Source organism: Conyzicola nivalis (assembly GCF_040548875.1).
Lineage (GTDB): Bacteria > Actinomycetota > Actinomycetes > Actinomycetales > Microbacteriaceae > Conyzicola > Conyzicola nivalis_A.
In genome coordinates this window covers 304,369-326,647 of record NZ_JBEPSJ010000001.1, presented here as the reverse complement: position 1 = coordinate 326,647, position 22,279 = coordinate 304,369, and the positions used below count along the sequence as shown (strand labels likewise).

At 67.7% G+C, this 22,279-nt stretch carries 27 protein-coding genes; 10 read left to right on the top strand and 17 right to left on the bottom strand.

Annotated elements, in window-relative coordinates:
- Position 1 precedes the first annotated feature (1 nt).
- The 3 genes from ABIE21_RS01660 to ABIE21_RS01650 are packed head-to-tail and all read left to right on the top strand — an operon-like array spanning position 2 to position 3,161.
- Positions 2-1,423, top strand: a complete 1,422-nt coding sequence (locus tag ABIE21_RS01660) for an aspartate aminotransferase family protein (RefSeq protein ID WP_354023046.1) — start codon at positions 2-4, stop codon at positions 1,421-1,423.
- Positions 1,424-2,785: an NAD(P)/FAD-dependent oxidoreductase gene (locus ABIE21_RS01655; RefSeq protein ID WP_354023045.1), complete on the top strand. Its 1,362-nt coding sequence runs from the start codon at positions 1,424-1,426 to the stop codon at positions 2,783-2,785.
- Between the two features lie 43 nt (positions 2,786-2,828).
- Positions 2,829-3,161 (top strand): hypothetical protein, encoded by a 333-nt coding sequence (locus ABIE21_RS01650; RefSeq protein ID WP_354023044.1) that lies wholly within the window; start codon positions 2,829-2,831, stop codon positions 3,159-3,161.
- 13 nt (positions 3,162-3,174) lie between these two features.
- Here ABIE21_RS01650 and ABIE21_RS01645 read toward each other — a convergent pair whose 3' ends face one another.
- Entirely contained in the window at positions 3,175-3,600 is a 426-nt protein-coding gene (locus ABIE21_RS01645) for an NUDIX hydrolase (RefSeq protein ID WP_354023043.1), read from the bottom strand.
- Positions 3,601-3,766: 166 nt separating this feature from the next.
- On the opposite strand from ABIE21_RS01645, the gene ABIE21_RS01640 reads away from it, so the two are divergent.
- Together ABIE21_RS01640 and ABIE21_RS01635 are read left to right on the top strand one after the other, a co-directional pair.
- The gene (locus tag ABIE21_RS01640) at positions 3,767-4,756 is read left to right on the top strand and encodes a hypothetical protein (RefSeq protein WP_354023042.1); all 990 of its coding nucleotides are present in this window, start codon (positions 3,767-3,769) and stop codon (positions 4,754-4,756) included.
- Between the two features lie 33 nt (positions 4,757-4,789).
- On the top strand, positions 4,790-5,308 hold the full coding sequence (locus tag ABIE21_RS01635) for a TspO/MBR family protein (RefSeq protein WP_354023041.1): 519 nt from the start codon (positions 4,790-4,792) through the stop codon (positions 5,306-5,308).
- Between the two features lie 81 nt (positions 5,309-5,389).
- Here the strand turns inward: ABIE21_RS01635 and ABIE21_RS01630 are convergent, their stop codons facing one another.
- Positions 5,390-6,586 (bottom strand): DUF4192 domain-containing protein, encoded by a 1,197-nt coding sequence (locus ABIE21_RS01630; RefSeq protein WP_354023040.1) that lies wholly within the window; start codon positions 6,584-6,586, stop codon positions 5,390-5,392.
- Positions 6,587-6,728: 142 nt separating this feature from the next.
- On the opposite strand from ABIE21_RS01630, the gene ABIE21_RS01625 reads away from it, so the two are divergent.
- Complete coding sequence (locus ABIE21_RS01625) at positions 6,729-7,640, top strand: NADP-dependent oxidoreductase (protein WP_354023039.1); 912 nt, start codon at positions 6,729-6,731, stop codon at positions 7,638-7,640.
- Positions 7,641-7,665: 25 nt separating this feature from the next.
- Here ABIE21_RS01625 and ABIE21_RS01620 read toward each other — a convergent pair whose 3' ends face one another.
- On the bottom strand, positions 7,666-8,643 hold the full coding sequence (locus tag ABIE21_RS01620) for an aldo/keto reductase (RefSeq protein ID WP_354023038.1): 978 nt from the start codon (positions 8,641-8,643) through the stop codon (positions 7,666-7,668).
- Positions 8,644-8,757: 114 nt separating this feature from the next.
- Between ABIE21_RS01620 and ABIE21_RS01615 the strand changes: the two genes are divergently transcribed.
- Both ABIE21_RS01615 and ABIE21_RS01610 read left to right on the top strand, forming a co-directional pair.
- Positions 8,758-9,297 carry a methylated-DNA--[protein]-cysteine S-methyltransferase gene (locus tag ABIE21_RS01615; RefSeq protein ID WP_354023037.1) on the top strand — a complete coding sequence of 180 codons (540 nt, stop codon included), beginning with the start codon at positions 8,758-8,760 and terminating at the stop codon, positions 9,295-9,297.
- Positions 9,294-9,899, top strand: coding sequence for a DNA-3-methyladenine glycosylase I (locus tag ABIE21_RS01610; RefSeq protein ID WP_354023036.1), 606 nt, complete (start codon positions 9,294-9,296; stop codon positions 9,897-9,899). The genes ABIE21_RS01615 and ABIE21_RS01610 overlap by 4 nt, the downstream gene beginning before the upstream one ends.
- Positions 9,900-9,972: 73 nt before the next feature.
- Here the strand turns inward: ABIE21_RS01610 and ABIE21_RS01605 are convergent, their stop codons facing one another.
- From ABIE21_RS01605 to ABIE21_RS01540, 14 genes are all read right to left on the bottom strand, one after another.
- Entirely contained in the window at positions 9,973-10,497 is a 525-nt protein-coding gene (locus tag ABIE21_RS01605) for a DUF5684 domain-containing protein (protein WP_354023035.1), read from the bottom strand.
- Between the two features lie 128 nt (positions 10,498-10,625).
- Positions 10,626-11,372: a YaaA family protein gene (locus tag ABIE21_RS01600; RefSeq protein ID WP_354023034.1), complete on the bottom strand. Its 747-nt coding sequence runs from the start codon at positions 11,370-11,372 to the stop codon at positions 10,626-10,628.
- Positions 11,373-11,378: 6 nt separating this feature from the next.
- Positions 11,379-11,927, bottom strand: coding sequence for an AAA family ATPase (locus ABIE21_RS01595; protein WP_354023033.1), 549 nt, complete (start codon positions 11,925-11,927; stop codon positions 11,379-11,381).
- A gap of 3 nt (positions 11,928-11,930) precedes the next feature.
- On the bottom strand, positions 11,931-12,191 hold the full coding sequence (locus ABIE21_RS01590) for a F0F1 ATP synthase subunit epsilon (protein ID WP_354023032.1): 261 nt from the start codon (positions 12,189-12,191) through the stop codon (positions 11,931-11,933).
- 2 nt (positions 12,192-12,193) lie between these two features.
- Entirely contained in the window at positions 12,194-13,657 is a 1,464-nt protein-coding gene (gene atpD / locus ABIE21_RS01585) for a F0F1 ATP synthase subunit beta (RefSeq protein WP_354023031.1), read from the bottom strand.
- 23 nt (positions 13,658-13,680) lie between these two features.
- Complete coding sequence (locus tag ABIE21_RS01580) at positions 13,681-14,580, bottom strand: F0F1 ATP synthase subunit gamma (protein ID WP_354023030.1); 900 nt, start codon at positions 14,578-14,580, stop codon at positions 13,681-13,683.
- A 47-nt stretch (positions 14,581-14,627) separates the two neighbouring features.
- Positions 14,628-16,265 (bottom strand): F0F1 ATP synthase subunit alpha, encoded by a 1,638-nt coding sequence (gene atpA / locus ABIE21_RS01575; RefSeq protein WP_354023029.1) that lies wholly within the window; start codon positions 16,263-16,265, stop codon positions 14,628-14,630.
- Between the two features lie 41 nt (positions 16,266-16,306).
- The gene (locus ABIE21_RS01570; protein WP_354023028.1) at positions 16,307-17,095 is read right to left on the bottom strand and encodes a F0F1 ATP synthase subunit delta; all 789 of its coding nucleotides are present in this window, start codon (positions 17,093-17,095) and stop codon (positions 16,307-16,309) included.
- Positions 17,095-17,658, bottom strand: coding sequence for a F0F1 ATP synthase subunit B (locus ABIE21_RS01565; RefSeq protein WP_354023027.1), 564 nt, complete (start codon positions 17,656-17,658; stop codon positions 17,095-17,097). Before ABIE21_RS01565 ends, ABIE21_RS01570 begins: the two co-directional genes overlap by 1 nt.
- Before the next feature lie 8 nt (positions 17,659-17,666).
- Positions 17,667-17,909: an ATP synthase F0 subunit C gene (atpE, locus tag ABIE21_RS01560; RefSeq protein WP_354023026.1), complete on the bottom strand. Its 243-nt coding sequence runs from the start codon at positions 17,907-17,909 to the stop codon at positions 17,667-17,669.
- Positions 17,910-17,984: 75 nt separating this feature from the next.
- Positions 17,985-18,794, bottom strand: coding sequence for a F0F1 ATP synthase subunit A (gene atpB, locus ABIE21_RS01555; protein WP_354023025.1), 810 nt, complete (start codon positions 18,792-18,794; stop codon positions 17,985-17,987).
- A 131-nt stretch (positions 18,795-18,925) separates the two neighbouring features.
- Positions 18,926-19,384 (bottom strand): hypothetical protein, encoded by a 459-nt coding sequence (locus tag ABIE21_RS01550; RefSeq protein WP_354023024.1) that lies wholly within the window; start codon positions 19,382-19,384, stop codon positions 18,926-18,928.
- Positions 19,385-19,392: 8 nt separating this feature from the next.
- Positions 19,393-20,601 (bottom strand): MraY family glycosyltransferase, encoded by a 1,209-nt coding sequence (locus ABIE21_RS01545; protein ID WP_436232314.1) that lies wholly within the window; start codon positions 20,599-20,601, stop codon positions 19,393-19,395.
- A complete protein-coding gene (locus ABIE21_RS01540) occupies positions 20,598-21,275 on the bottom strand; it encodes an L-threonylcarbamoyladenylate synthase (RefSeq protein ID WP_354023022.1) in 678 nt (225 codons plus the stop codon). The genes ABIE21_RS01545 and ABIE21_RS01540 overlap by 4 nt, the downstream gene beginning before the upstream one ends.
- A 64-nt stretch (positions 21,276-21,339) precedes the next feature.
- On the opposite strand from ABIE21_RS01540, the gene ABIE21_RS01535 reads away from it, so the two are divergent.
- Together ABIE21_RS01535 and ABIE21_RS01530 are read left to right on the top strand one after the other, a co-directional pair.
- Entirely contained in the window at positions 21,340-21,492 is a 153-nt protein-coding gene (locus ABIE21_RS01535; protein WP_354023021.1) for a hypothetical protein, read from the top strand.
- The gene (locus ABIE21_RS01530) at positions 21,489-22,103 is read left to right on the top strand and encodes an HAD-IA family hydrolase (protein WP_354023020.1); all 615 of its coding nucleotides are present in this window, start codon (positions 21,489-21,491) and stop codon (positions 22,101-22,103) included. Before ABIE21_RS01535 ends, ABIE21_RS01530 begins: the two co-directional genes overlap by 4 nt.
- The last annotated feature ends 176 nt before the right edge of the window (positions 22,104-22,279 follow it).

Genomic DNA, 22,279 nt, shown 5'->3' with positions numbered 1-22,279 from the left:
GATGACCACCACAGAGCAGACAGTCGGCCCGGCTTCGAGCGAGGGCGGCGACGACGCCGCGCTGCAGCGGAAGGCCAAGGACCATCTCTGGATGCACTTCAACCGGCAGTCCGTGATGGAAGACGGCGGCGGCGTGCCGATCATCGTTAAGGGCAGCGGCCACCACATCTTCGACTCCCGCGGCAAGAAGTACTTCGACGGCCTCTCCGGGCTCTTCGTGGTCAACGCCGGCCACGGCCGGAAGCGGCTCGCCGAGGTCGCAGCCAAGCAGGCCGAGGAGCTCGCGTTCTTCCCGCTCTGGTCGTACGCGCACCCCTCGGCTATCGAGCTCGCCGACCGGCTCGCCTCCTACGCGCCCGGCGAGCTGAACCGCGTCTTCTTCTCCTCGGGTGGCGGCGAGGCCGTCGAGACCGCGTTCAAGCTGGCGAAGTACTACTGGAAGCTGCAGGGCCGGCCGACGAAGCACAAGGTCATCTCCCGCTCCGTCGCCTACCACGGCACGACCCAGGGCGCGCTCGCCATCACCGGCATCCCCGCGATGAAGCAGATGTTCGAGCCGGTCACCCCGGGCGGTTTCCGGGTGCCGAACACCAACTACTACCGCGCCTCGGAGATGGGCGCGCCGGCCGACGACCCGTATCTGTTCGGGCAGTGGGCCGCGAACCGCATCGAGGAGATGATCCTGTTCGAGGGCCCGGAGACGGTGGCAGCGGTGTTCCTCGAGCCGGTGCAGAACTCCGGCGGAGCCTTCCCGCCTCCGCCCGGCTACTTCGCGCGGGTGCGCGAGATCTGCGACCAGTACGACGTGCTGCTCGTCGCCGACGAGGTCATCACCGCGTTCGGGCGCATCGGCAACATGTTCGCCTCGACCACCTACGGTTTCGAGCCCGACATGATCACCTGCGCGAAGGGCATGACGAGCGGGTACTCCCCCATCGGCGCCACGATCGTCAGCGAGAAAATCTACGAGCCGTTCAAGCACGGCGACACGTCGTTCTATCACGGCTACACCTTCGGCGGGCATCCCGTCTCGTCGGCCGTCGCCCTCGCCAACCTCGACATCTTCGAGGAGGAGAAGCTCAACGAGAACGTGCGCGCCAACTCGCCCGTCTTCCGGGCGACGCTCGAGAAGCTGCTCGACCTGCCGATCGTCGGCAACGTGCGCGGCGACGGCTACTTCTTCGGCATCGAGCTCGTCAAGGACAAGGCCACGAAGGAGACGTTCGACGACGACGAGGCCGAGCGGCTGTTGCGCGGATTCCTCTCCAAGGCGCTGTTCGAGGCGGGGCTGTACTGCCGTGCCGACGACCGCGGCGACCCCGTCATCCAGCTTGCCCCGCCGCTCACCGTCGGACCCGCGGAGTTCGACGAGATCGAGGGCATACTGCGCTCTGTGCTCACCGAGGCGTGGACCAAGCTCTAGGTGGACGACGGCGAGAGCGTCTACCGCGGGCTCAGTCTCTGGCACGGCACGGTGGCGGATGATCTCACCCCGCGTTCCCCGCTGCCGGGAGACACCGCGGTCGACGTGGCAGTCGTGGGCGGCGGGCTGACCGGCCTGTGGACCGCCTACTACCTGCTGCAGCGCGACCCCGGCCTGCGCATCGCCGTGCTCGAGAAGCACATCGCGGGGTTCGGGGCGTCGGGGCGTAACGGGGGCTGGTGCAGCGCGCTCTTCCCCGCATCCACCACCGCCCTGGTGCGCGAGCACGGACGGGACGCGACCCTGGCCATGCGCCGCGCGATGGTCGACACCGTCGACGAGGTCGGGCGTGTGGCCGCCGCCGAGGGCATCGACTGCGACTTCGTGAAGGGCGGCACTCTCTCGCTCGCCCGGTCTGAGGTGCAGCTGTCCGCGGCCCGCGCCGAGGTCGTCACGGCGCGCGCCTACGGCGTCGACGACCTGCGTCTCGTGCAGACCGCGGTCGCCGGAGCGCTCGGCGGCGCCGTCGACCCGGCCTGCGCGCGGCTGCATCCGGCGAAGCTGGTTCGCGGGCTCGCCCGGGTGGTCGAGGCGCGCGGCGCTCGCATCTTCGAGGGCACCGAGGTGCTGGGCTGGGAGCCGCACCGGGTGCTGACGGCGCGCGGAACGGTGACCGCCGATCACGTCGTCATCGCGACCGAGGGCTACGGCGCGACGATCCCCCAGACCCGGCGCGACGTGCTGCCGCTCTACTCGCTGATGATCGCGACCGAGCCGCTCACCGACGCCGCGTGGCGGTCTATCGGCATCGAGCACGGGCAGACGTTCACCGACTACCGCCACCTGCTCGTCTACGGGCAGCGCACGGCCGACAACCGGTTCGCGTTCGGCGGTCGGGGGGCGCGCTATCACTGGGGAAGCAGAATCCGCGCCGAGTACGACCGCGCTCCCCGCGTGTTCGAGCACCTGCGGGCGAGCCTGGTCGACCTGTTCCCCGAGGCCGCGGGGGCCCGAGTCACCCACCGGTGGGGCGGGCCGCTCGGGGTGCCCCGAGACTGGCACGCGAGCGTGCACCACGATCGCGCCACCGGCATCGCCCGCGCCGGTGGCTACGTGGGCGACGGCCTCAGCACCACGAACCTCGCCGGCCGCACCCTCGCCGACCTCATCACCGGCGCGAGCTCGACGCTGACGGCTCTGCCCTGGGTGGGACACCGCTCTCCGCGGTGGGAGCGCGAGCCGCTGCGCTTCGTCGGCGCCAATCTCGGGCTGGCGGCGATGGCGGTCGCCGACGCCGAGGAGGCCGTGACGGGTCGGCCGTCGCTCGCCGCGCGCGTGATGGCGCCGCTCACCGGACACTAGCGCGGTACTAGCGGCCCGCCCTGACGCGACCTAGGGTATGCCCATGGTTACTCTCGAAGATCTCGCAGCGTTGCGACCCCAAGGAATCGACTTCGAGGCGGTGGGCCACCTCGTCACGATCATGCCGACCGCCCACACCCGCAAGCTCGGGATGGGCGTTCCCGACGTCAAGCTCGACTGGCAGGTGCTGTCGGACGGCAACACCGTCGGCTACATCGAGGCCGGGCAGAACGTCATCCTCGCCTGGAAGCCGTTCGAACTCGACGACGGCACCCCCGCCGAGGTCACCTCGATCGACGAGGCCGTGGAGTTTCTCGCCGCAGACCCGCCCAAGCTTCGGCATAACCACAACAAGCATCCGCACAAGAAGCGGTAGCGGCGCGACCGCGTTACGAGGCGCGCGCCGCGAGCAGGGGCAGCAGCACCTCGCTGGTGAGCGGGGCGAGCGGATAGTCGAGCGCCTCGTCGGGCGAGACCCAGATCAGCTCGTCGATCTCCGCGGATGCCACGGCCTCTCCGCGCACGGAGACGAAGAAGATCTCGGCGTCGACGACGTAACCCGCCTCGTTGGCCGCCGGGGCGTGGAAGCGCCCGAGATAGTCGAGGTCGCCCGGCAGCACGTCGATGGCGAGTTCCTCGCCCAGCTCGCGCATGAGCGCGACCGCGGGCGTCTCGCCGGCGTCGATCTTTCCGCCTGCCTGCATAAACCGGTCCGTTCCGCGCTTGCGCACGAGCAGCAGCCGTCCGGCCTCGTCGGTGATCACGGCCGCGACGATGACGATGACCCCGGTCGGGGTGGCGCTGGTGGTGTTCATTCGGGTCGCTTCCGTCTCGGGTCGGGCTTCAGCAATGGTGCCACACGTGCCGCCTGGGCCCGCCTGCTCGGCGCACCCGCTGGTAGGGTGTGCCCAACCCCGTCCGGTTTGATTTCTGGGAGACGAGCCTCTGAACGAGCGAACCTCACGCACGCGGTTTCCCGTCGTGGGCGCGATCGCGATAGCCCTCCTGGTGGCGGTGCAGATCATCCCGCTCGTCGCCGTGGTCTGGATCTCACTGCACGGCCAGCGGCTCGCCGACCAGATCGCGGTGTGGAACTTCTCCCCCACCGACGTGCTCGAGACCTACGTCGACCGGTCGACGATGACCGAGCTGGGCGCGTTTCTCTTCTACGCCAGCAGTCCGGTGGTGAATTCGAAGGAGTCGTTCGACGAGATCTGTTCGAGCGACGAGGAGGGCATAGGCACGCTCGGCTGCTACCTGCCCGCGACGGGCGCGATCCACCTGTACGACATCACGGACGAGCGTCTCGACGGCATGGAGGAGGTCATCGCCGCGCACGAGATGCTGCACGCCGCGTGGGCGCGGATGGGCGACGACGAGCTCGCGGCGATCGGTCCGCTGCTCGAGGAGCAGGCGCTGTTGTCGGAGGCCGATCCGGAGTTCGCCGCACGGATGGAGTTCTACGCGCGCAGCGAGCCCGGCGAGCGGTTGAACGAGCTGCACTCGATCCTCGGCACGGAGGTCGCCGAGCTGGATCCTCGGCTCGAGAGGCACTACGCCGACCTGTTCTCCGACCGACAGGCGCTCGTGGCGCTGCACGCCGTGTCGAACCAGGTCTTCGTCGACATCGAGAAGCAGGCGGCCGACCTGGTCGCGCAGCTCGACGCGCTGGCGGCCGACATCGAGGCGGACTACGCCAGCTACACGGCCGGCTACGACCAGTTCGACGTCGACGTGCAGTCGTTCAACGCCCGCGCCACCTCCGGCGACTTCGACTCCCAGCGACAGTTCGACCGCGAATACGACGCACTCGTGCAACGCCGCGACGACCTCGACGCCCTCTACGCCTCGATCTCCGCGCGGGACGCGACCTACACGGCGCTGGTCGCCCAGCTCGACGCGCTGAACGCCGACGTCGACGAGCTCAATAGCAGCATCAACATCGCACCGCGACCCGGCGGCGGGCTATAGCCGAGGCCGGTGGGCGAACGTAGGGTGAAACGCATGAACCGCACTTCCGATCGCACGTCCACACTCACCTCCGCACTGGTCCTCGTCGCGTTTCTCGCCATCTCCTTCGGCGTCGCCGCTCTCGGATCCATCGCCACGGCCGGCAACGTCGAGGGCTGGTACGCGGATGCCGCGAAGGCGCCGTGGAATCCGCCGAGCTGGGTCTTCGGACCCGCGTGGACGCTGCTGTACACGCTGATGAGCGTCGCCGCGTGGCTGGTGTGGCGTCAGCGGCACCGGGTGTCGGTGCGGCGTCCGCTCGCCCTCTACGTGGTGCAGCTCGTGCTCAACTCGATCTGGACACCGGTGTTCTTCGGCCTGTTCCCCTTCATCGGTGCGCCCGCCCTGTGGGTCGCGCTCGCCATCATCCTCGCGCTCGACGTGATGGTTCTCCTGACCATGATCGCGTTCTGGCCCGTGAGCAAGACCGCGGCGTGGCTGCTGGTGCCGTACTGGGCCTGGGTGCTGTTCGCCACGACGCTGAACTGGGCACTCGCCGCGCTGAACTCCTGACGGGCGGGAAGGATACGGGCGAGAAGGCGACGGGCGGGAAGGCGACGGGCGGGCCGGCTCCTGTCGCGGGACGTGCGCCCCCTAGTCGACCGCGAAGGCCCACTCCGGGAGCATGCCGCGGTCGAGCACGGTGCGCAACAGTTCGGCGAGCCCGTAGCGTCCGTCGATCTCCTGCGCCGCCGTGACGAACAGGTGCGCGACACTGCTGCGACCGAGCGCCCAGTTCAGCCAGGCGAGCATGCAGAGCAACGGCGGTCGGTCGGGCCGGGGCGCCCGCGCGGCGATCGCCTTGAGCAGCTCGATCGCCACCTCGACACGCTCCGGGTCGGGCCGTGGGCCCTGGCCGAGCATCAGCACTCCGCTGTCGAGGCTCTCGGCCGGGGTGCCGGCCGCGAAACTCTCGGCGTCGTCGAGCACACGGCCGCCCGTCGCGAGGTCGAAGGCCCACTGCAGCATCACGACGTCGCGCAGAGCCGGCGACCGGCAGATCGCGATGACGAACGCCGCCGCCCGGTCGTCGAGCCGGGCGACGTCGTGCGCGAGGATCAGCTCGAGCACTGCGGGGAGGTCGTGCACCCTGGCGGGATCGTCCAGGCCGAGGGCGAGCGCGACGTCGGCCTCGACGGCGGTGATGCCGTCGTCGGCGTGAGCGGTCGCCGGGGCGCCGGATCGCCCGGGCTGGAACGCGCGGGTGAGCTCGCGCAGCTTGCGTGCCACCACCTCCTTGGTCGCCAGATCGACGACGGGCAGCGCCGCCCACTGAGCGACGTCGCCGAAGCGGGACCGGGCGAGCTGCGGAACCTCGCCGAGGGCCTCCGACCCGGCGATGTCGTCGAGCGAGCGCCCCTCGGCGGGGCAGTCGGGATCGAGGTACGAGCCCCAGGCGTCGCCGGCCACACACAGGGCGTCGCGCACACGATAGCCGGAGAACCGGAAACGCTCGATGACGGCGGCCACGAAAAGGCTGTGCGGAGGGCCCGCGTCGCCGGCCGGGGCGTCTGGATCGCCGCCGTCGCCGCGATACGCACGCTCGGTGTACACGACGGGCACCACCCCGTCTGCGCCGGGCAGTTTGCTCAGCATGCCGACGAGCGAGGTGGCCACACGTCGGTGATGCTGCTGGGACGAGTCATCCGGAAGATCGAACCGCACCGCAGCGCACGTTCGGCTGCCCCGGAAGGCGACGAACACGATGCTCTGCCGCGGTTGGAAGCCCACGAGCTGAGGCACGAGGGCGAGGAAGTCCTTGGCGTGGGCGGTTTTCACGATCGTCGTCATGACCCACAGCCTCCGCCCGTCGACGGCGCACCGGGACGCCGCGGTCGGATCTGTGGACAACTCCGCGCCTGTGGATAGCGGGGGGCGGCAGCGCGCTCGCCTAAGCTGCAGACGACACATGCTGCAAGAAGAGGAGATCCGGATGTCGCTCGCTGTCAGGTATTCGGAACACGGCGACGCCGACGTTCTCAGGGTCGTCGACGTCGACGAACCCCACGCAGGCCCGGGCGAGGTGCGGGTCGCGGTGCGCACCGCCGGGCTGAACCCCTACGACTTCAAGGTGCGCCGGGGCGGATACGGCAAGCCGATCCCGCTGCCGAGCGGTCAGGGATCCGAATTCGCCGGCGTCGTCGACGAGGTCGGGGAGGGCGTGACGGATGTCTCGGTCGGCGACGAGGTACTCGGCTTCACGTCGTTCGCCGCCCAGGCGGAGTACGTGGTCGTTCCCAGCGCCCGCACCGCCCCGAAGCCCGCCGAGCTCGACTGGGCCGTCGCCGGCGGCATCGGCCTCGTGGGCAACACGGCGGAGCGTTCCGTCGACTCGCTCTCGCTGACGCCCGACGACACGGTGCTCGTCACGGCCGGCGCGGGCGGCGTGGGGCTGCTCGCCGTACAGTTCGCCCGCAAGGCGGGCGCCACGGTCGTCGCGACCGCGAGCGAACCGCATCACGAATTTCTGCGTTCGCTCGGCGCGATCCCCATCGCGTACGGCGAGGGCGAGGTGGAACGGGCCAGGGCCGCGGCACCGGGCGGTTTCACGGCGGCGCTCGACAACGTCGGCCGCTCGGGCGTCGAGCTCGCGCTCGCCCTCGAGATCCCGCCCGGCCGGATCAACTCGATCGCCGACTACGAGGCGGGCGAGGAGTTCGGCATCACCAACGTGGGCGGCGGTGGCAAGAACCGGGCCGGCCTCGAGCGCCTGGCCACGGCGGCGGCCACCGGCGCCATCGTCTTCCCGATCCTCGCCACCTACCCGCTCGCCGACGTCGTCGACGCGTACCGACGCCTCGAGGAGCGCAGCGGGCTCGGCAAGATCGTGCTGACGATCTCGTGACGGACTAGCGCCGAGCCGGCCCGTCTCAGGAGAGCGTGGCGGGGTCGAACAGCTCCGAGATCTCGGCGACCTCCTCGGCGGTCGGCGTCCACGCGGTAGCGGCATCCGCGTTCTGCACGATCTGCTCGGCGCGCGTCGCACCGGCGATGACGCTGGTGAGTCCGGGCTGCGCGAGCAACCACGCGAACGTGGCCTCGAGCATGCTCACGTCGCGGGCGGCGCAGAAGGCCTCGTAGCGCTCGATAGCGTCCCACGGCGCATCGGCCAGCAGGTGCGAGCGGGTACGCATGATGCGGCTGTCGGCTGGGCCACCCTCACGGGAGAACTTGCCGGTGAACAGGCCGTTGTAGAGCGGGAAGAAGGGCAGAAAGCCCAGTCCGTAGGCGTTCACCGCCGGCAGCACCTCGGCCTCCGCGTCGCGCACGAGGAGGCTGTACTCGTTCTGGGCGGACACGAACTTCGGATGCGACGCGAGCGTCGCGACGTACTCGGCCTCCGCGATCTGCCAGCCGGCGAGATTGGAGTGCCCGATGTATCTCACCTTGCCCTCGGATATGAGGTCGTCGAGAGTCGCCAGGGTCTCCTCGACGGGGGTGAGCGGGTCTGGCGTGTGCAGCTGGTAGAGGTCGATCCAGTCGGTCTGCAGGCGTCTCAGCGACGCCTCGACCGCCAGCCGGATGTACCGGCGGGAGCCGCGCGCACCCCAGTCGGGCCCGTTCGCTCCGGCCATGTCCATGCCGAACTTCGTCGCGAGCACGATGTCTCCGCGCCTGGCGCCGAGGGAGTTGCCCATCAGGGTCTCGCTCAATCCCCGTTCGGCGCCGTAGATGTCCGCCGTGTCGAAGAGGGTCACCCCGGCGTCGATCGCCGCGTTGATCACCGCGTCGGTGCCCTCCTGCGACTCGCTCGACGTGCCGGCCCGTCCGAAGTTGTTGCAGCCGAGGCCGATCGTTGAGACGCGCAGGCCGCTCGCGCCGAGGTTGCGGTACTCGATGATTGCCATTCTTCGATGCTAGACCGCCGTGTCCTCTCCTCCACAGGAATCTCGGCCGTCGCCGGTTTCGCCATGTCCGAAAAGTGCCAGAACCGCGTCGGCACCGCGGGCTACAGTCGTGTCATGACCATTCGAACAGCCACATTCGAACCCCCGCGGTACCTCGTCCGCGTGCCGAGTCCCATCGGCAGGCTCGAGATCACCAGCGACGGCGAGGCGATCACCTCCCTCAGCATCGAGCGTGCCGGCTCTCTGCCGCTCGAGGAGTTTCCCGAGAACCGCAATTCGGTGCTCGACGCCGCGGCCGAACAGCTGGCCGAGTACTTCGACGGCCGTCGCCGCGACTTCGACCTGCCGGTGCGCCTCGAGGGCACCGCTTTCCAGAAGGCCGTCTGGGCGCAACTGCGCGACCTGCAGTGGGGCGAAGTGGCCTCCTACGGCAGCGTGGGACTGGCCACCGGCCGAGCCACCGCCGGCCGAGCCGTCGGCGGCGCGGTCGGCGCGAACCCGATCCCCATCATCGTCCCCTGCCACCGCATCCTCGCCGGCAACGGCAAGATCACCGGCTACAGCGGCGGCAACGGCATACCGACCAAGGCCTGGCTGCTCGACCACGAGGGCATCGTGCACCACACCGTGGGCTTCGAGCCGGTGCCCGCTTGACGGCCGAACGGGCGAGCATCGTCGTCGGAGACGACGGAGTGCCCCGGTGCGGGTGGGCAGGCGGCGACGTGGAGTACTCCCGCTACCACGACGAGGAGTGGGGTACGCCGCTGCACGGCGATCGTCCGCTCTTCGAGAAGCTCTCCCTCGAGGGCTTTCAGGCCGGCCTGTCGTGGATCACGATCCTGCGCAGGCGGGAGAGCTTCCGGCAGGCGTTCCACGGCTTCGACATCGCCCGCGTGGCGGCCATGGAGCCCGACGAGGCCGACGCATTGATGCAGAACGCCGCCATCATCCGCAACCGCGCGAAGATCCAGGCGACGATCGCCAACGCTGCCATCACGCAGTCGATGGTAGACGAGCGACCCGGCGCCCTCGACGAGCTGATGTGGGGGTTCGCTCCCCCGGCGCGTGCCGCTCCCCCGGCCTCCTTGTCGCAGGTTCCGGCGATCACCCCGGAGTCCACGGCGATGAGCGCTGCGCTGCGCGCTCGAGGCTTCAAATTCGTCGGACCGACGACGCTCTACGCGCTCATGCAGTCGAGCGGCATGGTGAACGACCACGTCCTCGGTTGTGCGAGGGCGCAAAGTGGCGAGCGGTGAGCCGGCCGATAGGCCTCTGAATCAGAGGCCCTGAATCAGAGTTCCTGAATCAGAGGGTGCGGCCAGACGTGGCCTACGGCTCGCGCGGTGGCGCGTAGGGCGTTGCCAGGTACTCGGGCGGTGTGCCCGGCAGCGCGGCGCCCGGCAGCGCAGTGCCGGAGGTCGCGGCACCGTCGAGTGCGGACGTCGGGGACCCGTGGCCGACCAGGGGCGGCTTGTAGCCCTCCACCGTGAGAGTGTGCGGTCGGTACTCGGCGCGTCCGAAGCCCAGGACGAAGAGCCAGACCCATGGCAGCACGATCCCGAGCACGAGAAAGCCGGTGCCCTTGCCGAAGGCCCGGCCCGTCCGGTGCATCCCGACATACAGGAAGACGGAGGTGACGACGCTGCCGTACGGCACGAACGACGCCCAGGCCCAGTTGCCGTTCTGCCCGCCGAGTCGCAGCCAGGTGTACGTGTTCAGCACCGGCACCCAGGCCTTCCACGGCTCTACGCCCGTCTTGCGAAACAGGGCGGCGAGCGGCACAGCCGTCAGCAGGTAGTTCACGATGACGACCGCCGCCACGAACGCGACGAAGGCGAGCAGGACCAGTCCCACGGTGGCCGCGGCCTGCGCGTCGCTGGTGTAGCTGTCGTACGAGTCGATGGCGGTCCCCCTGGGGTGTGTCGCATGAAGCGGGTGCGCCCACTCTATCGGCGCCGACGTCGCTCTGAGGCGGCCGCCGCTCAGACGTAGAGCTCGAGCTCGCCCGGCTTGCCGCGCTCGAGCCGGATGCCGGCCGTGGCAGCCCAAGCCAGAAGAGAGTCGGCATTCGCATGGTCTATGCCCGCCACGGCGAGCTCGCGAACGAACACACCCTTCCCCTTCTTATTGAAGTGGGTGAGCGCCTTCTTCTGGCCGGTGTCGGTCTCGGTGACGACCCGGAGGTAGTGGGCGTCCGGGCCGGCGGTGAGCGGTCCGAGCGCCGCGTACGACTCGGAGCGCAGGTCGAGCACGAGCCCGGGCTCCCGCGCGATCAGCTCGCCGATGGCCTGACGCCAGTGCTTCTTCAGCGACAGGCCGGGCAGCCGGGAATCGTGCGACAGGCGGTAGGCGGGGATGCAATCGCCGGCGCCGACGAGGCCGAACAGCGCGGAGTTCACAGCGACGTGCTCGAGCACCCACTGCCGCTCGGAGTCGCGCAGGGACTCCGCCGCGATCCCGTCGAACAGCACGCCCGTGTACCGGTCGATCACCGGCATGACGGGAGACGAGAGCACGACACGGTTGCGATCGACCTCGAACCGCTGGGTGGGGCCCAGTCCGAGAGCGCCGGTGGCGACGGTGAGATTGCGCGAGAGCTTGCGCAGGGCGTCGAGGGTCTCGGCGCGGTGCGCGGCGAGCTCGGGGTAGCTGAGGCCGGCGAGGTCGAGGCTGCTGCCCGGTTCACCGCCGTCCCGCTTGGTCTCGGAGGGAGGGAGCAGTACGAGCATGTGACCTTACGGGGCTGTGGGTGGGGAGTCGACGGGCCGGGCCAGGAATGCGAGTGCACGCTGCACCAGCGTCTCCAACGGCTCGACGGAGTCGAGGGTGAGACGTTCGACGTCGCCGCTCGATCCCGACCATTCAGCGTACTCGTCGAGGCTCTGCTCGACGGCGTGCCACGTCGGGGAGGTCACGTGCGGGAGGTCGCGTTCTCGCGCCTCGAGACGGTTGCGGTGCACTCCCAGATCGGAGCACACGACCTCGAGGAATCGCAGCGGCTCACCGGCGCGGGCGGCGAGGTTGACCCACTGCTCACGGGCGGGGTCGACCGCGTTCACCGCGTCGATGATGGCGCCGTGACCGGCACGCAGCACGGTCTCGGCGAGGGCCTCGGCCACCAAGTAGGCGGCGAGACCGGTCGGCTGGTCGGCGTCGATCCCGGCCCGCAGGATCGCGGACTCGATCGGATCGACCGACACGACGGGCTTCAACAGCCGCGCGCCTATCGCTTCGGCGATGGCGGTCTTCCCTGTACCGGGAAGACCGGCCATCGCTACCAGCATGGGTTATACCAGCGCGGCGTTGCGCGCAACGATCGTCACTGTGTCGTGCTCGACAGAGAGGAACCCGTCTTCGGCATTCGCCTTCACGACGGCGCCTTCGAGCGTGGTCACACGCACTTCACCCGCGGCGAGGATCGCCAACAGCGGCTCGTGACCGGGCAGGATGCCGATCTCGCCCTCTGTCGTGCGCGCCACGATCTGCTTCGCCAGCCCGGACCAGACCTCGTGGTCGGCCGAGACGACGCTGACCTTCAGGTCGGCCATGGTTAGCCGTTCTCCTTCTGGATCTTCGCCCACTGCTCTTCGACGTCGTTGATTCCACCGACGTTGAAGAACGCCTGCTCGGCAACGTGGTCGAACTCGCCCTTGGTGATCGCGTCGAACGACTCGATCGTGTCCTTGAGCGGAACCGTCGAACCCTCTACACCGGTGAACTTCTTCGCCATGTAGGTGTTCTGCGACAGGAACTGCTGGATGCGGCGTGCACGCGACACTGTGATCTTGTCTTCTTCAGAGAGCTCGTCGACACCGAGGATCGCGATGATCTCCTGGAGCTCCTTGTTCTTCTGAAGAATCGCCTTCACCGCGGTTGCGACGCGGTAGTGGTCGGCGCCCAGGTAGCGGGGGTCGAGGATGCGGCTCGTGGAGGTGAGCGGGTCGACGGCCGGGTACAGGCCCTTCGACGCGATCTCGCGGCTGAGCTCGGTGGTCGCGTCCAGGTGGGCGAACGTCGTTGCCGGCGCGGGGTCGGTGTAGTCGTCGGCGGGCACGTAGATCGCCTGCAGCGAGGTGATCGAGCGACCACGCGTCGAGGTGATGCGCTCCTGGAGCACACCCATCTCGTCGGCGAGGTTCGGCTGGTAGCCCACGGCGGAAGGCATGCGTCCCAGAAGGGTCGACACCTCGGAACCGGCCTGCGTGAAGCGGAAGATGTTGTCGATGAAGAGCAGGACGTCCTGGTTCTTCACGTCGCGGAAGTACTCCGCCATCGTCAGCGCCGACAGGGCGACGCGAAGACGCGTTCCCGGCGGCTCGTCCATCTGGCCGAAGACCAACGCGGTCTTGTCGAAGACGCCGGCCTCTTCCATCTCGGCGATGAGGTCGTTGCCCTCACGGGTGCGCTCGCCGACACCGGCGAACACGGACACTCCGCCGTGGTCCTGCGCGACGCGCTGGATCATCTCCTGGATGAGAACGGTCTTTCCGACGCCGGCTCCGCCGAAGAGGCCGATCTTTCCGCCGAGAACGTAGGGCGTGAGAAGGTCGATGACCTTGATGCCGGTCTCGAACAGCTCGGTCTTCGACTCGAGCTGGTCGAATGCCGGGGGCTTGCGGTGGATGGGCCAGCGCTCGGTGATCTCGATCGCCTCGCCACCCTCGTTGTTGAGGATGTCGCCGATGACGTTGAAGACCTTGCCCTTGGTGACGTCGCCCACGGGAACCGTGATCGGCTCGCCGGAGTCGCGCACTTCCTGGCCGCGGACGAGTCCGTCGGTCGGGTTGAGCGCGATGGCGCGGACGAGGTCGTCTCCGAGGTGCTGTGCTACCTCGAGGGTGATCTCGCTGGTCACGTCACCGATGGTGAGCGTGGTCTTGAGGGCGTTGTAGATGCCGGGGATCGAGTCGTGAGGAAACTCGATGTCGACGACGGGGCCGGTTACGCGGGCGATGCGGCCGACGCCGGTGGGCGTGGCCACATCCGGCGTGGCGGCGGGGGCTGAGGTAGTCATGGCTTCCCTATTCTCCTGTGGTTCTATTTCGCCGAGCTGAGGGCGTCTGCGCCGCCAACGATCTCGGAAATCTGCTGGGTGATCTCGGACTGGCGAGCGTTGTTCGACAGTCGCGTGTAGTTCTCGATGAGCTTGTCGGCGTTGTCGCTTGCCGACTTCATCGCACGCTGGCGGGCAGCGTGCTCGGATGCAGCGGACTGCAGCATCGCGTTGAAGATCCGGCTTTCGATGTACACCGGCAGAAGAGCGTCGAGAACGCCTCCCACCTCAGGCTCGAACTCGTAGAGCGGGAGCACGTCGGTCGGCTCGGGGCTTTCGACACCCTCCACAACCTCGAGAGGAAGCAGACGCACGACCTCGGGAACCTGCGTGACGACGCTCACGAAACGGTTGTAGACGATGTGGATCTCGTCCACTCCGCCCTCGCTCGCGGGCTGAACGAACTTGGCCACGAGGGCCTCGCCGATCGACTGCGCGGTCTCGAACTCGGGCTTCTCGGTCGACCCCGTCCACACCTGCTCCGACTGGCGCTTGCGGAACGCGAAGTTCGCGATCGCCTTGCGTCCGACGAGGTAGTAGACGACCTCGCGGCCCTGGCTCGTGAGCAGGGCTGCGAGTTCGCCGGCTTCCTTCAGGACATTCGAGCTGAACGCGCCGGCGAGGCCGCGATCGGAGGAGAAGATGACGATCGCTGCGCGTTCGATCTTCTCCGGCTCGGTCGTGAGGATGTGGTCGACGTTGGAGAACGTGGCGACAGCCGACACGGCGCGCGTCACAGCGCGCGAGTAGGGTCCGGATGCTGCAACCCGCTGTTGCGCTTTCTGAATGCGCGACGCGGAGATGAGCTCCATGGCCCGAGTGATCTTCTTGGTCGTCTTGGCAGACTTGATCTTCTGCCGGTAGACCCGAAGTTGCGCTCCCATGTCTTTCTTCCTTTGGTTTCAGTAATCGATGCGTGAAGGAGAGGCGACTAGCGCTTCTGCTTGACGATCTTTTCCTGGTTGACGTCGTCGGCGGCGAGTTCTTCGAACTGCTCGCTGCCGGCGGAGAGGAGCGGCTTGCCCTCGCCCGTCTGGAACTCGAGCTTGAACTTGTCGACGCCTGTTTCGAGAGCGGTGACGATGTCGTCGCTCAGGACGTTCGTGTCGCGCAGCTTGGTGAGCACCTCGGTGTTGCGACCGAGGTAGTCGAGCAGCTCGCGCTCGAAGCGCAGCACGTCTTCGAGGGGAACCTCGTCGAGCTTGCCGTTCGTTCCGGCCCAGATCGAGACGACCTGGTCCTCGACGGGGTACGGCGAGTACTGCGGCTGGCGCAGGAGCTCGGTGAGACGGGCGCCACGGGCGAGCTGGCGGCGGCTGGTCGGGTCGAGGTCGGACGCGAACATCGCGAACGCCTCGAGCGAACGGTACTGGGCGAGCTCGAGCTTGAGCGTTCCCGATACCTTCTTGATCGACTTCACCTGGGCGTCGCCACCGACTCGCGAGACCGAGATTCCCACGTCGACCGCGGGACGCTGGTTGGCGTTGAAGAGGTCGGACTGCAGGAAGATCTGGCCGTCGGTGATCGAGATCACGTTGGTGGGGATGTAGGCCGAGACGTCGTTCGCCTTGGTCTCGATGATCGGGAGACCGGTCATCGAGCCGGCACCCAGCTCGTCGGACAGCTTGGCGCAACGCTCGAGCAGACGCGAGTGCAGGTAGAAGACGTCACCCGGGTACGCCTCGCGTCCCGGCGGGCGGCGCAGGAGGAGAGATACGGCGCGGTAGGCCTCTGCCTGCTTCGACAGGTCGTCGAAGATGATCAGGACGTGCTTGCCCGAGTACATCCAGTGCTGGCCGATGGCCGAGCCGGTGTAGGGGGCGAGGTATTTGAAGCCGGCCGGGTCGGAGGCGGGAGCGGCGACGATCGTCGTGTACTCCATTGCTCCGGCGTCCTCGAGCGCGCCCTTGACGGCGGCGATCGTGGAGCCCTTCTGGCCGATGGCGACGTAGATGCAGCGAACCTGCTTGTTGGTGTCGCCCGACTCCCAGTTGGCCTTCTGGTTGATGATCGTGTCGATCGCGATGGCCGTCTTACCGGTCTGGCGGTCGCCGATGATGAGCTGGCGCTGGCCGCGGCCGATCGGGATCATGGCGTCGATTGCCTTGATTCCGGTCTGCATGGGCTCGTGCACGCTCTTGCGCTGCATAACGCCGGGAGCCTGGAGCTCGAGTGCGCGGCGTCCCTCGGCCGCGATCTCGCCGAGGCCGTCGATGGGCGAACCGAGGGGGTCGACGACGCGACCCAGGTAGGCGTCGCCGACGGGTACGGAGAGGACCTCGCCAGTGCGGGTCACCTCCATGCCTTCTACGATCTCCTGGAACTCGCCGAGCACAACGACGCCGATCTCGTTCTCGTCGAGGTTCTGGGCGAGGCCCAGGACGCCGTTGGAGAACTTGATGAGCTCGTTGGCCATGACGCCGGGGAGACCCTCGACGTGGGCGATGCCGTCGGCGGCGTCGACGACGTAGCCGACCTCCGTCTTGGACGACGTGCTCGGCTCGTAGGCCTTGACGAAGTCTTTCAGCGCGTCGCGGATCTCATCCGGGCTGATTGTTAGTTCTGCCATCTTCTTTTTCCTCTTCTGGTGGAAAGTCTGTGCAGCCGCCGCTAGGCGAGCTGGAGCCTGAGTTCGTTGAGACGGGATGCGACGCTGCCGTCGATGATCTCGTCACCCAGCTGGACGCGAACCCCGCCGACGAGCGTCGGGTCGATCACGTGGTTGATGCGCAATCCGCGGCCGTAGCTGACGGACAGAGCCGAGACGAGGCGGGTGAGCTGCGCCGGCGAGATCGCCGAGGCGGTCGTGACGGTGGCGACCGCGAGGCCGGCCTCGTCTGCGACGACGGTGGTGGCGAATCTCAGCAGCTCTGCGATGCGGCGGCCGCGAGGCTGCTGCACGAGGTGTGAGACGATCGCGACGGTCTGCTTGCTGGCCTTCGAACCGAGGAGGCGCTCGATGAGCGCCGCCTTCGACTCGTCGGAACCCAGCTTGCTGCCGACGGCGAGCTCGAGCTGCGCGTCGGAGCCGACGGCGGCCCCGAACGCGAAGAGCTCGGCCTCGATGTTCTCGCTCGACGCGGACTCGGCGAGGGCACGGATGCCGATCTCCTCGATTCCGGCGAGGAACTCGTCTTCGGTCGACCAGGCGTTGGTCGCGATGACGCCGAGCAGCTCGCGGGCGGGCTGTTCGACCGACGCGAAGACCGCGTTGATGACCGAGAGCTTGTCGCTCGGGTCACCGGACGGGTCGGCGAGAGCCGCACGCAACTGGAAGGACGTGCCGAGCACACGACCGGCGGCGAGCAGTTGTTCGCCCGTCGCCAGTGTCGCCTTGCCACCGAGCGCGGCGAGTGCCGCACGCGATACGGAGAGTGCTTCTCTCGATGCCGAACCCATTACTTGCCTGCCTTGGCCTTCTCAGACGCTTCCAACTCGGCGAGGAACCGGTCGACGACGGCCGAAGCCTTCTTGTCGTCGCTCAGGCTCTCACCGATGACACCGGATGCGAGGTCGATCGCGAGCGTGCCGACCTCGGACCGCAGCGAGATGATCGCGCTCTGGCGCTCCGCTTCGATCTGGGCCTTGGCGCTCGCGGTGACGCGGGCGGCCTCGACGGTCGCCTGCTCCTTGAGCTCGTTGATGATCGCGGTTCCGTCGAGACGGGCCTGCTCACGGATGCGAGCTGCTTCGGCGCGGGCCTCAGCGAGCTGCTTCTTGTACTCCTCGAGGGCTGCGTCGGCTTCCGCCTGCGCGTTCTCAGCCTTCTTGATGCCGCCCTCGATGAGCTCGGCACGCGCATCCAGCGTCTTGCGCATCGCCGGAAGAACGATCTTCCAGAACAGGAAGAGGATGATCGCGAACGGGACCAGCGACCAGACGATGTCGTAGATCTCAGGGATCAACGGGTTCTTCGTGGCGGTCTCACCTTCTCCCGCCGCGAGTACGAGTGCGTTAAGCATCCGAGTCCTTACTGGCCGGTGGTGAAGATGAAGTACGTGGCGATACCGATGAAGGCGAGCGCCTCGGTGAATGCGATACCGATGTACATGAGGACCGTGAGGCGACCCTGGAGCTCAGGCTGGCGGGCGACAGACTCGATGGTCTTGCCGACGACGATACCTACACCGATTGCCGGGCCGATGGCCGCGAGGCCGTAACCGATGGTGGCGATGTTTCCGCTGAGCGCAGCGACGATGGATGTTGCGTCCACGTTGTGGGTTCCTTCCGTGATGTCAGTCCGAGCGTGTGCCCGAACCGGTAGTGCGTTGGTCTGGTGAGTTGGTGCCTAGTGCTCGTCTGCCAGCGCGAGCTGGAGGTAGACGGCGGTCAGGAGGGTGAAGACGTAGGCCTGCAGCACGGCGACGAGGATCTCGAAGAACGTGAAGACGACTCCGAAGGCCAGGGTGCCGACACCGAACAGCGGGAAGAGCCCGCCGGCGCTGAAGAAGAAGAAGTGGGTCGCTGCGAAGAACAGCACCAGGAGGAGGTGGCCGACGACCATGTTCATCAGGAGTCGCAGCGTCAGGGTGATGGGACGCAGGATGAAGGTCGAGACGAACTCGATCGGGGTCACGATCAGGTACAGGCCCTTCGGCACTCCCGGCGGGAACAGCGCGTTCTTGAAGAACGCTCCCGGGTGCTTCTTGACGCCCGCGTAGATGAACGTGACGTACGAGACGACCGCGAGCACGAGAGGCACACCGATCACCGAGGTGCCCGCGATATTCAGCAGCGGGATGATTCCGGTGATATTCATCACGATGACCATGAAGAAGATCGTGGTGAGGATCGGCAGGAAGCGGGCTCCGTCCTTCTTGCCGAGGAGGTCTTCTGCGATGTTGACGCGGACCAGGTCGAGGCCCATCTCGACGGCGCCCTGGAAGCGGCCGGGGATGAGACGCATGCGACGGGTACCGAGCCAGAAGATCAGGACGATCGCGATGACCGCGAGGAAGCGGATCAGGACGATGCGGTTGATCTCGAAGTTAGTGCCTTCGAAGAAGATCGCGTCGGGGAAGAATTCGGCGATCGAAGGGGCGTGGAAACCTCCTCCACCGTGCTCGTCGTCAGCGGCGAAGGGAAGTAGCGGGGTCAAAGCGAGGTGCAACAGCGCTAACTCCAGAATCGTAGACGCGTAAACGCGGCGATGGAAAAGTGGGGGGTTTGTACTTAGGAAACCCTATCAATAGAACTCGGTCAGAACGAATCCGAGGGTGTTCCCTATTACTAAGGCGTACTACGCTCCACGCCACCCTCGGTCGAGGGGCGGTCGCCGGGCAGAGCCACGTCGACGTAGGGCTGGCGGGAACGCGCGATCACGACCATGTCGACGACGAGACTGCCGATGACACCCACGATGACAGTGAGCAGCAGCACGACGTTGTTCACCCACGGCTGGTCCTTGAGCAGGAACAGCAGCACCAGGAACACGGCGAACTTCAGCAGCCAGCCGCCGAGCACCGTGATGAAGAACAGGGGGCTCAGGAAGTCGGAGTGGGCGATCTTGTTTCCCAGCAGGATGCTGGCCGCCGTGACGCCGAGGAACACGAAGGCCATGGCAGCCCCCACGAGCGCGCTGACGAGACCAACGCTGCCGTCGACGAGGTAGCCGATGACCGACCCCACAACCGCGATGACGACCGCGAGGATGCCCCCGTAGAGGATCGTGTTCTTGAGTACCGGCATTGCGCTATTCACAGCGGGTGCCCTTTCGTTTCTGAAGCGGGGGTCGCTTCGGGGGCGGGAGCCGCTTCGAGGGCGGAGACGGCGTCTGTGGAGGGCACGGCCGCAGGCGCCGGCTCACGGAGGAGCGGGGTGCGACGACGCAGCGGACCGAGCGTGACGGCCGTGCACACCACGAAACCCACGGCGATGATCGTGGTCGCCCAGTACCAGGGCACGAACATGAACGACAGGCAGCCGACGGCGACCACGGTGGTCCAGCTGTAGAACACGAGCACGGACTGCAGGTGCGTGTGCCCCATGTCCATCAGGCGGTGGTGAAGGTGCTTGCGGTCGGCCGCGAAGGGCGACTTGCCCGCGAGCAGGCGGCGGACGACCGCGAGCGCGAAGTCGAGCAACGGGAGCAGGAGTACCGCGGCGGGGAGCAGGATCGGGATGAATGCCGGGAGCAGCTGCCGGCCGCCCCAGCTCTCGGGGTCGGCGTTGCCGGTCACCGAGATCGCGGATGCGGCCATCAGCAGGCCCACCAGCAGCGCCCCGGCGTCGCCCATGAACAGCTTGGCCGGGTAGAAGTTCAGCGGCAGGAAGCCCAGGCAGGCGCCGATGAGCACGGCCGTGATGAGCGAGGCGAGGTTGAAGTACTCGCTCTGGCCCGTGTTCACGGCGAGGATGTAGCTGTAGATGAAGAACACGCCGTTGGCGATGAGAGCCACTCCGGCGACGAGTCCGTCGAGGCCGTCGATGAAGTTGATGGCGTTCATCACCAGCACGACCGCGAACACCGTTAGTGCGAGCGAGGCCGCGGGCGACAGGATCGTCACTCCCCCGAAGATCGGGAGCGTGTAGATCTGGATCCCCGACCAGGCGAGCACGCCTCCGGCGATGATCTGGCCGGCCAGCTTCGTCATCCAGTCGAGGTCCCAGATGTCGTCGGCGACTCCGATGAGCACGATGATGAGGGCAGCGGCGAACAGACCCCACACCTTGAGCGGCTCCGAGAAGATCAGGCTCATGCTCGGCAGCCCGGAGGCGACGACGAACGCCACGATCATGCCGATGAACATGGCGATGCCGCCGAGCCGCGGGGTGGGGCGGGTGTGTACGTCGCGCTCGCGCACCTTCGGATAGAGCCGGTAGCGGTGGCTGAGCTTGAGGATGAGGAACGCGAGCCCGAAGGTGACGAGCGCCGAGACGCCCGTGACGAGCACGTAGAAGACTATGCGCATCGTTCGCCCACGATCTCGCGGATGGCGTCGTCGGAGATCACGCCGCTGCGCACGATGCGCAGCTTGCCGTCGGGCAGCAGCAGACCGGTGGCGTCGACGATCGTCGACCCGGTCGCGGCCGCGGCGTGCGGGTAGTCGGCGCCTGCCTCGCCATCGTCGAGATAGACGGACACCGAATCGCCCAGCATCCGCTCGGCCTCTTCGATGGTCATCGCGGCCGGCTCGCCGGTGAGATTGGCGCTGGACACGGCCAACGGGCCCGTCTCGGAGAGGATCTCCAGGGCGACGCGGTTCGACGGCATGCGCAGCGCGACGGTGCCCGCCGTCTCGCCGAGGTCCCAGTTGAGCGACGACCTCGCGGGCAGGATGACGGTGAGACCGCCGGGCCAGAAGGCGGCGACCAGTGCACGAACCTCGTCGGGCACGGTCTCGGCGAGGGCGTCGAGCGTGGGTATCCCGGGGATCAGCACCGGAGGAGGCGACTGGCGGCCACGGCCCTTGGCCGCGAGCAGCCGGGTCACCGCTGCGGGCGAGAACGCGTCGGCGGCGACCCCGTAGACGGTGTCGGTGGGGAGCACGATCAGCTCACCCTTGCCGATGGCCTGCCGAGCGAGGCGCATGCCGGTGAGCAGCTCCGTCTCAACTGAGCAATTGTAAATAGAGGCCATGTCTCGTTCATGATACCGGGCGCCGCGTGGGGAAAGATGAATGCGGGGGTAGCGTGGAGGCAACGTGGATCTCTACCTGTTCGACTTCGACACGACGCTGTACGTGTACGACTTTCGCAAGCGCCTGCCGGAGCCGGCGCGTATCCACGCCCACCACTCCACCGCTCCAGAGCTTCTGGATGACGCGATAAGCACCTTCTCGGAGCGCAAGCCATGACCCTCCTCTTCATCTTCGACATGGACGACGTGCTCTACGACTACGACTGGCCCGCCAGGATGGCCGGTATGACCCGGATGACCGGGCACTCTCTGCACGAGCTGCGGCGCCGATGGTGGACGCCGGAGGGCGAGCTCGCCGCGGAGGCGGGAGGCTACGCCACGGGACGCGAGTACCTCGCCGCGCTCGAGGCGGCGCTCGGCTGCGCGGTCGACGAGGACGAGTGGGTGCGAGTGCGTGGCGAGGCGATGACCCCGCGGCCCGAAGCGCTCGCGGCCGTGGCGCGGGCGGGCGAGCTCGGGCGGGTGACCCTGCTGACGAACAACGGGGCGCTCACTGCCGAGCACCTCCCCGTGCTCGCCCCGGAGCTGGTCGAGCTGTTCGGCGAGCACCTGCACACGTCGAGCGTCTACGGCGCGCGCAAGCCAGACCCGGTGGTGTTCGAACGGGTGCTCGACGCCTACGGTGTCGAGGCCGAGCACGCGTTCTTCGCCGACGACATGCCCGAGAACGTCGAGGGGGCCGCCAGCGTGGGAATCACCGCGCACCTGTACACGACCGCTGCGGCCATGCACGCCGCGATCGAGGAGTTCGCCGCGGGGCGGGGTTAGCGCGAGGGCTGCGCGGGGTGACGCGAGGGTTGCGCGAGAGTTGCGCGCGAGTTGCGCGCCCGATGGTGAAACGATCCAGTTGTCACAAGCGGGCCTGTTTCGGCACGATGGAGGCCCGTTAGCGACAACTCGCGGCGCCGCCGAGTCCCCCGCGAGCTGGTTTCGGCCACTCGAGG

Bases quoted from the DNA above. Each gene is read 5' to 3' on its own strand.
- ABIE21_RS01540 (WP_354023022.1), bottom strand. From the start codon at position 21,275: ATGGCCTCTATTTACAATTGCTCAGTTGAGACGGAGCTGCTCACCGGC.
- ABIE21_RS01550 (WP_354023024.1), bottom strand. From the start codon at position 19,384: ATGCCGGTACTCAAGAACACGATCCTCTACGGGGGCATCCTCGCGGTC.
- atpA (WP_354023029.1), bottom strand. From the start codon at position 16,265: ATGGCAGAACTAACAATCAGCCCGGATGAGATCCGCGACGCGCTGAAA.
- ABIE21_RS01635 (WP_354023041.1), top strand. From the start codon at position 4,790: ATGAACCGCACTTCCGATCGCACGTCCACACTCACCTCCGCACTGGTC.
- ABIE21_RS01660 (WP_354023046.1), top strand. From the start codon at position 2: ATGACCACCACAGAGCAGACAGTCGGCCCGGCTTCGAGCGAGGGCGGC.
- atpD (WP_354023031.1), bottom strand. From the start codon at position 13,657: ATGACTACCTCAGCCCCCGCCGCCACGCCGGATGTGGCCACGCCCACC.
- ABIE21_RS01615 (WP_354023037.1), top strand. From the start codon at position 8,758: ATGACCATTCGAACAGCCACATTCGAACCCCCGCGGTACCTCGTCCGC.
- ABIE21_RS01625 (WP_354023039.1), top strand. From the start codon at position 6,729: ATGTCGCTCGCTGTCAGGTATTCGGAACACGGCGACGCCGACGTTCTC.
- ABIE21_RS01645 (WP_354023043.1), bottom strand. From the start codon at position 3,600: ATGAACACCACCAGCGCCACCCCGACCGGGGTCATCGTCATCGTCGCG.
- ABIE21_RS01630 (WP_354023040.1), bottom strand. From the start codon at position 6,586: ATGACGACGATCGTGAAAACCGCCCACGCCAAGGACTTCCTCGCCCTC.
- ABIE21_RS01570 (WP_354023028.1), bottom strand. From the start codon at position 17,095: ATGGGTTCGGCATCGAGAGAAGCACTCTCCGTATCGCGTGCGGCACTC.
- ABIE21_RS01600 (WP_354023034.1), bottom strand. From the start codon at position 11,372: ATGCTCGTACTGCTCCCTCCCTCCGAGACCAAGCGGGACGGCGGTGAA.
- ABIE21_RS01650 (WP_354023044.1), top strand. From the start codon at position 2,829: ATGGTTACTCTCGAAGATCTCGCAGCGTTGCGACCCCAAGGAATCGAC.
- ABIE21_RS01530 (WP_354023020.1), top strand. From the start codon at position 21,489: ATGACCCTCCTCTTCATCTTCGACATGGACGACGTGCTCTACGACTAC.
- ABIE21_RS01620 (WP_354023038.1), bottom strand. From the start codon at position 8,643: ATGGCAATCATCGAGTACCGCAACCTCGGCGCGAGCGGCCTGCGCGTC.
- ABIE21_RS01565 (WP_354023027.1), bottom strand. From the start codon at position 17,658: ATGCTTAACGCACTCGTACTCGCGGCGGGAGAAGGTGAGACCGCCACG.
- ABIE21_RS01590 (WP_354023032.1), bottom strand. From the start codon at position 12,191: ATGGCCGACCTGAAGGTCAGCGTCGTCTCGGCCGACCACGAGGTCTGG.
- ABIE21_RS01580 (WP_354023030.1), bottom strand. From the start codon at position 14,580: ATGGGAGCGCAACTTCGGGTCTACCGGCAGAAGATCAAGTCTGCCAAG.
- ABIE21_RS01595 (WP_354023033.1), bottom strand. From the start codon at position 11,927: ATGCTGGTAGCGATGGCCGGTCTTCCCGGTACAGGGAAGACCGCCATC.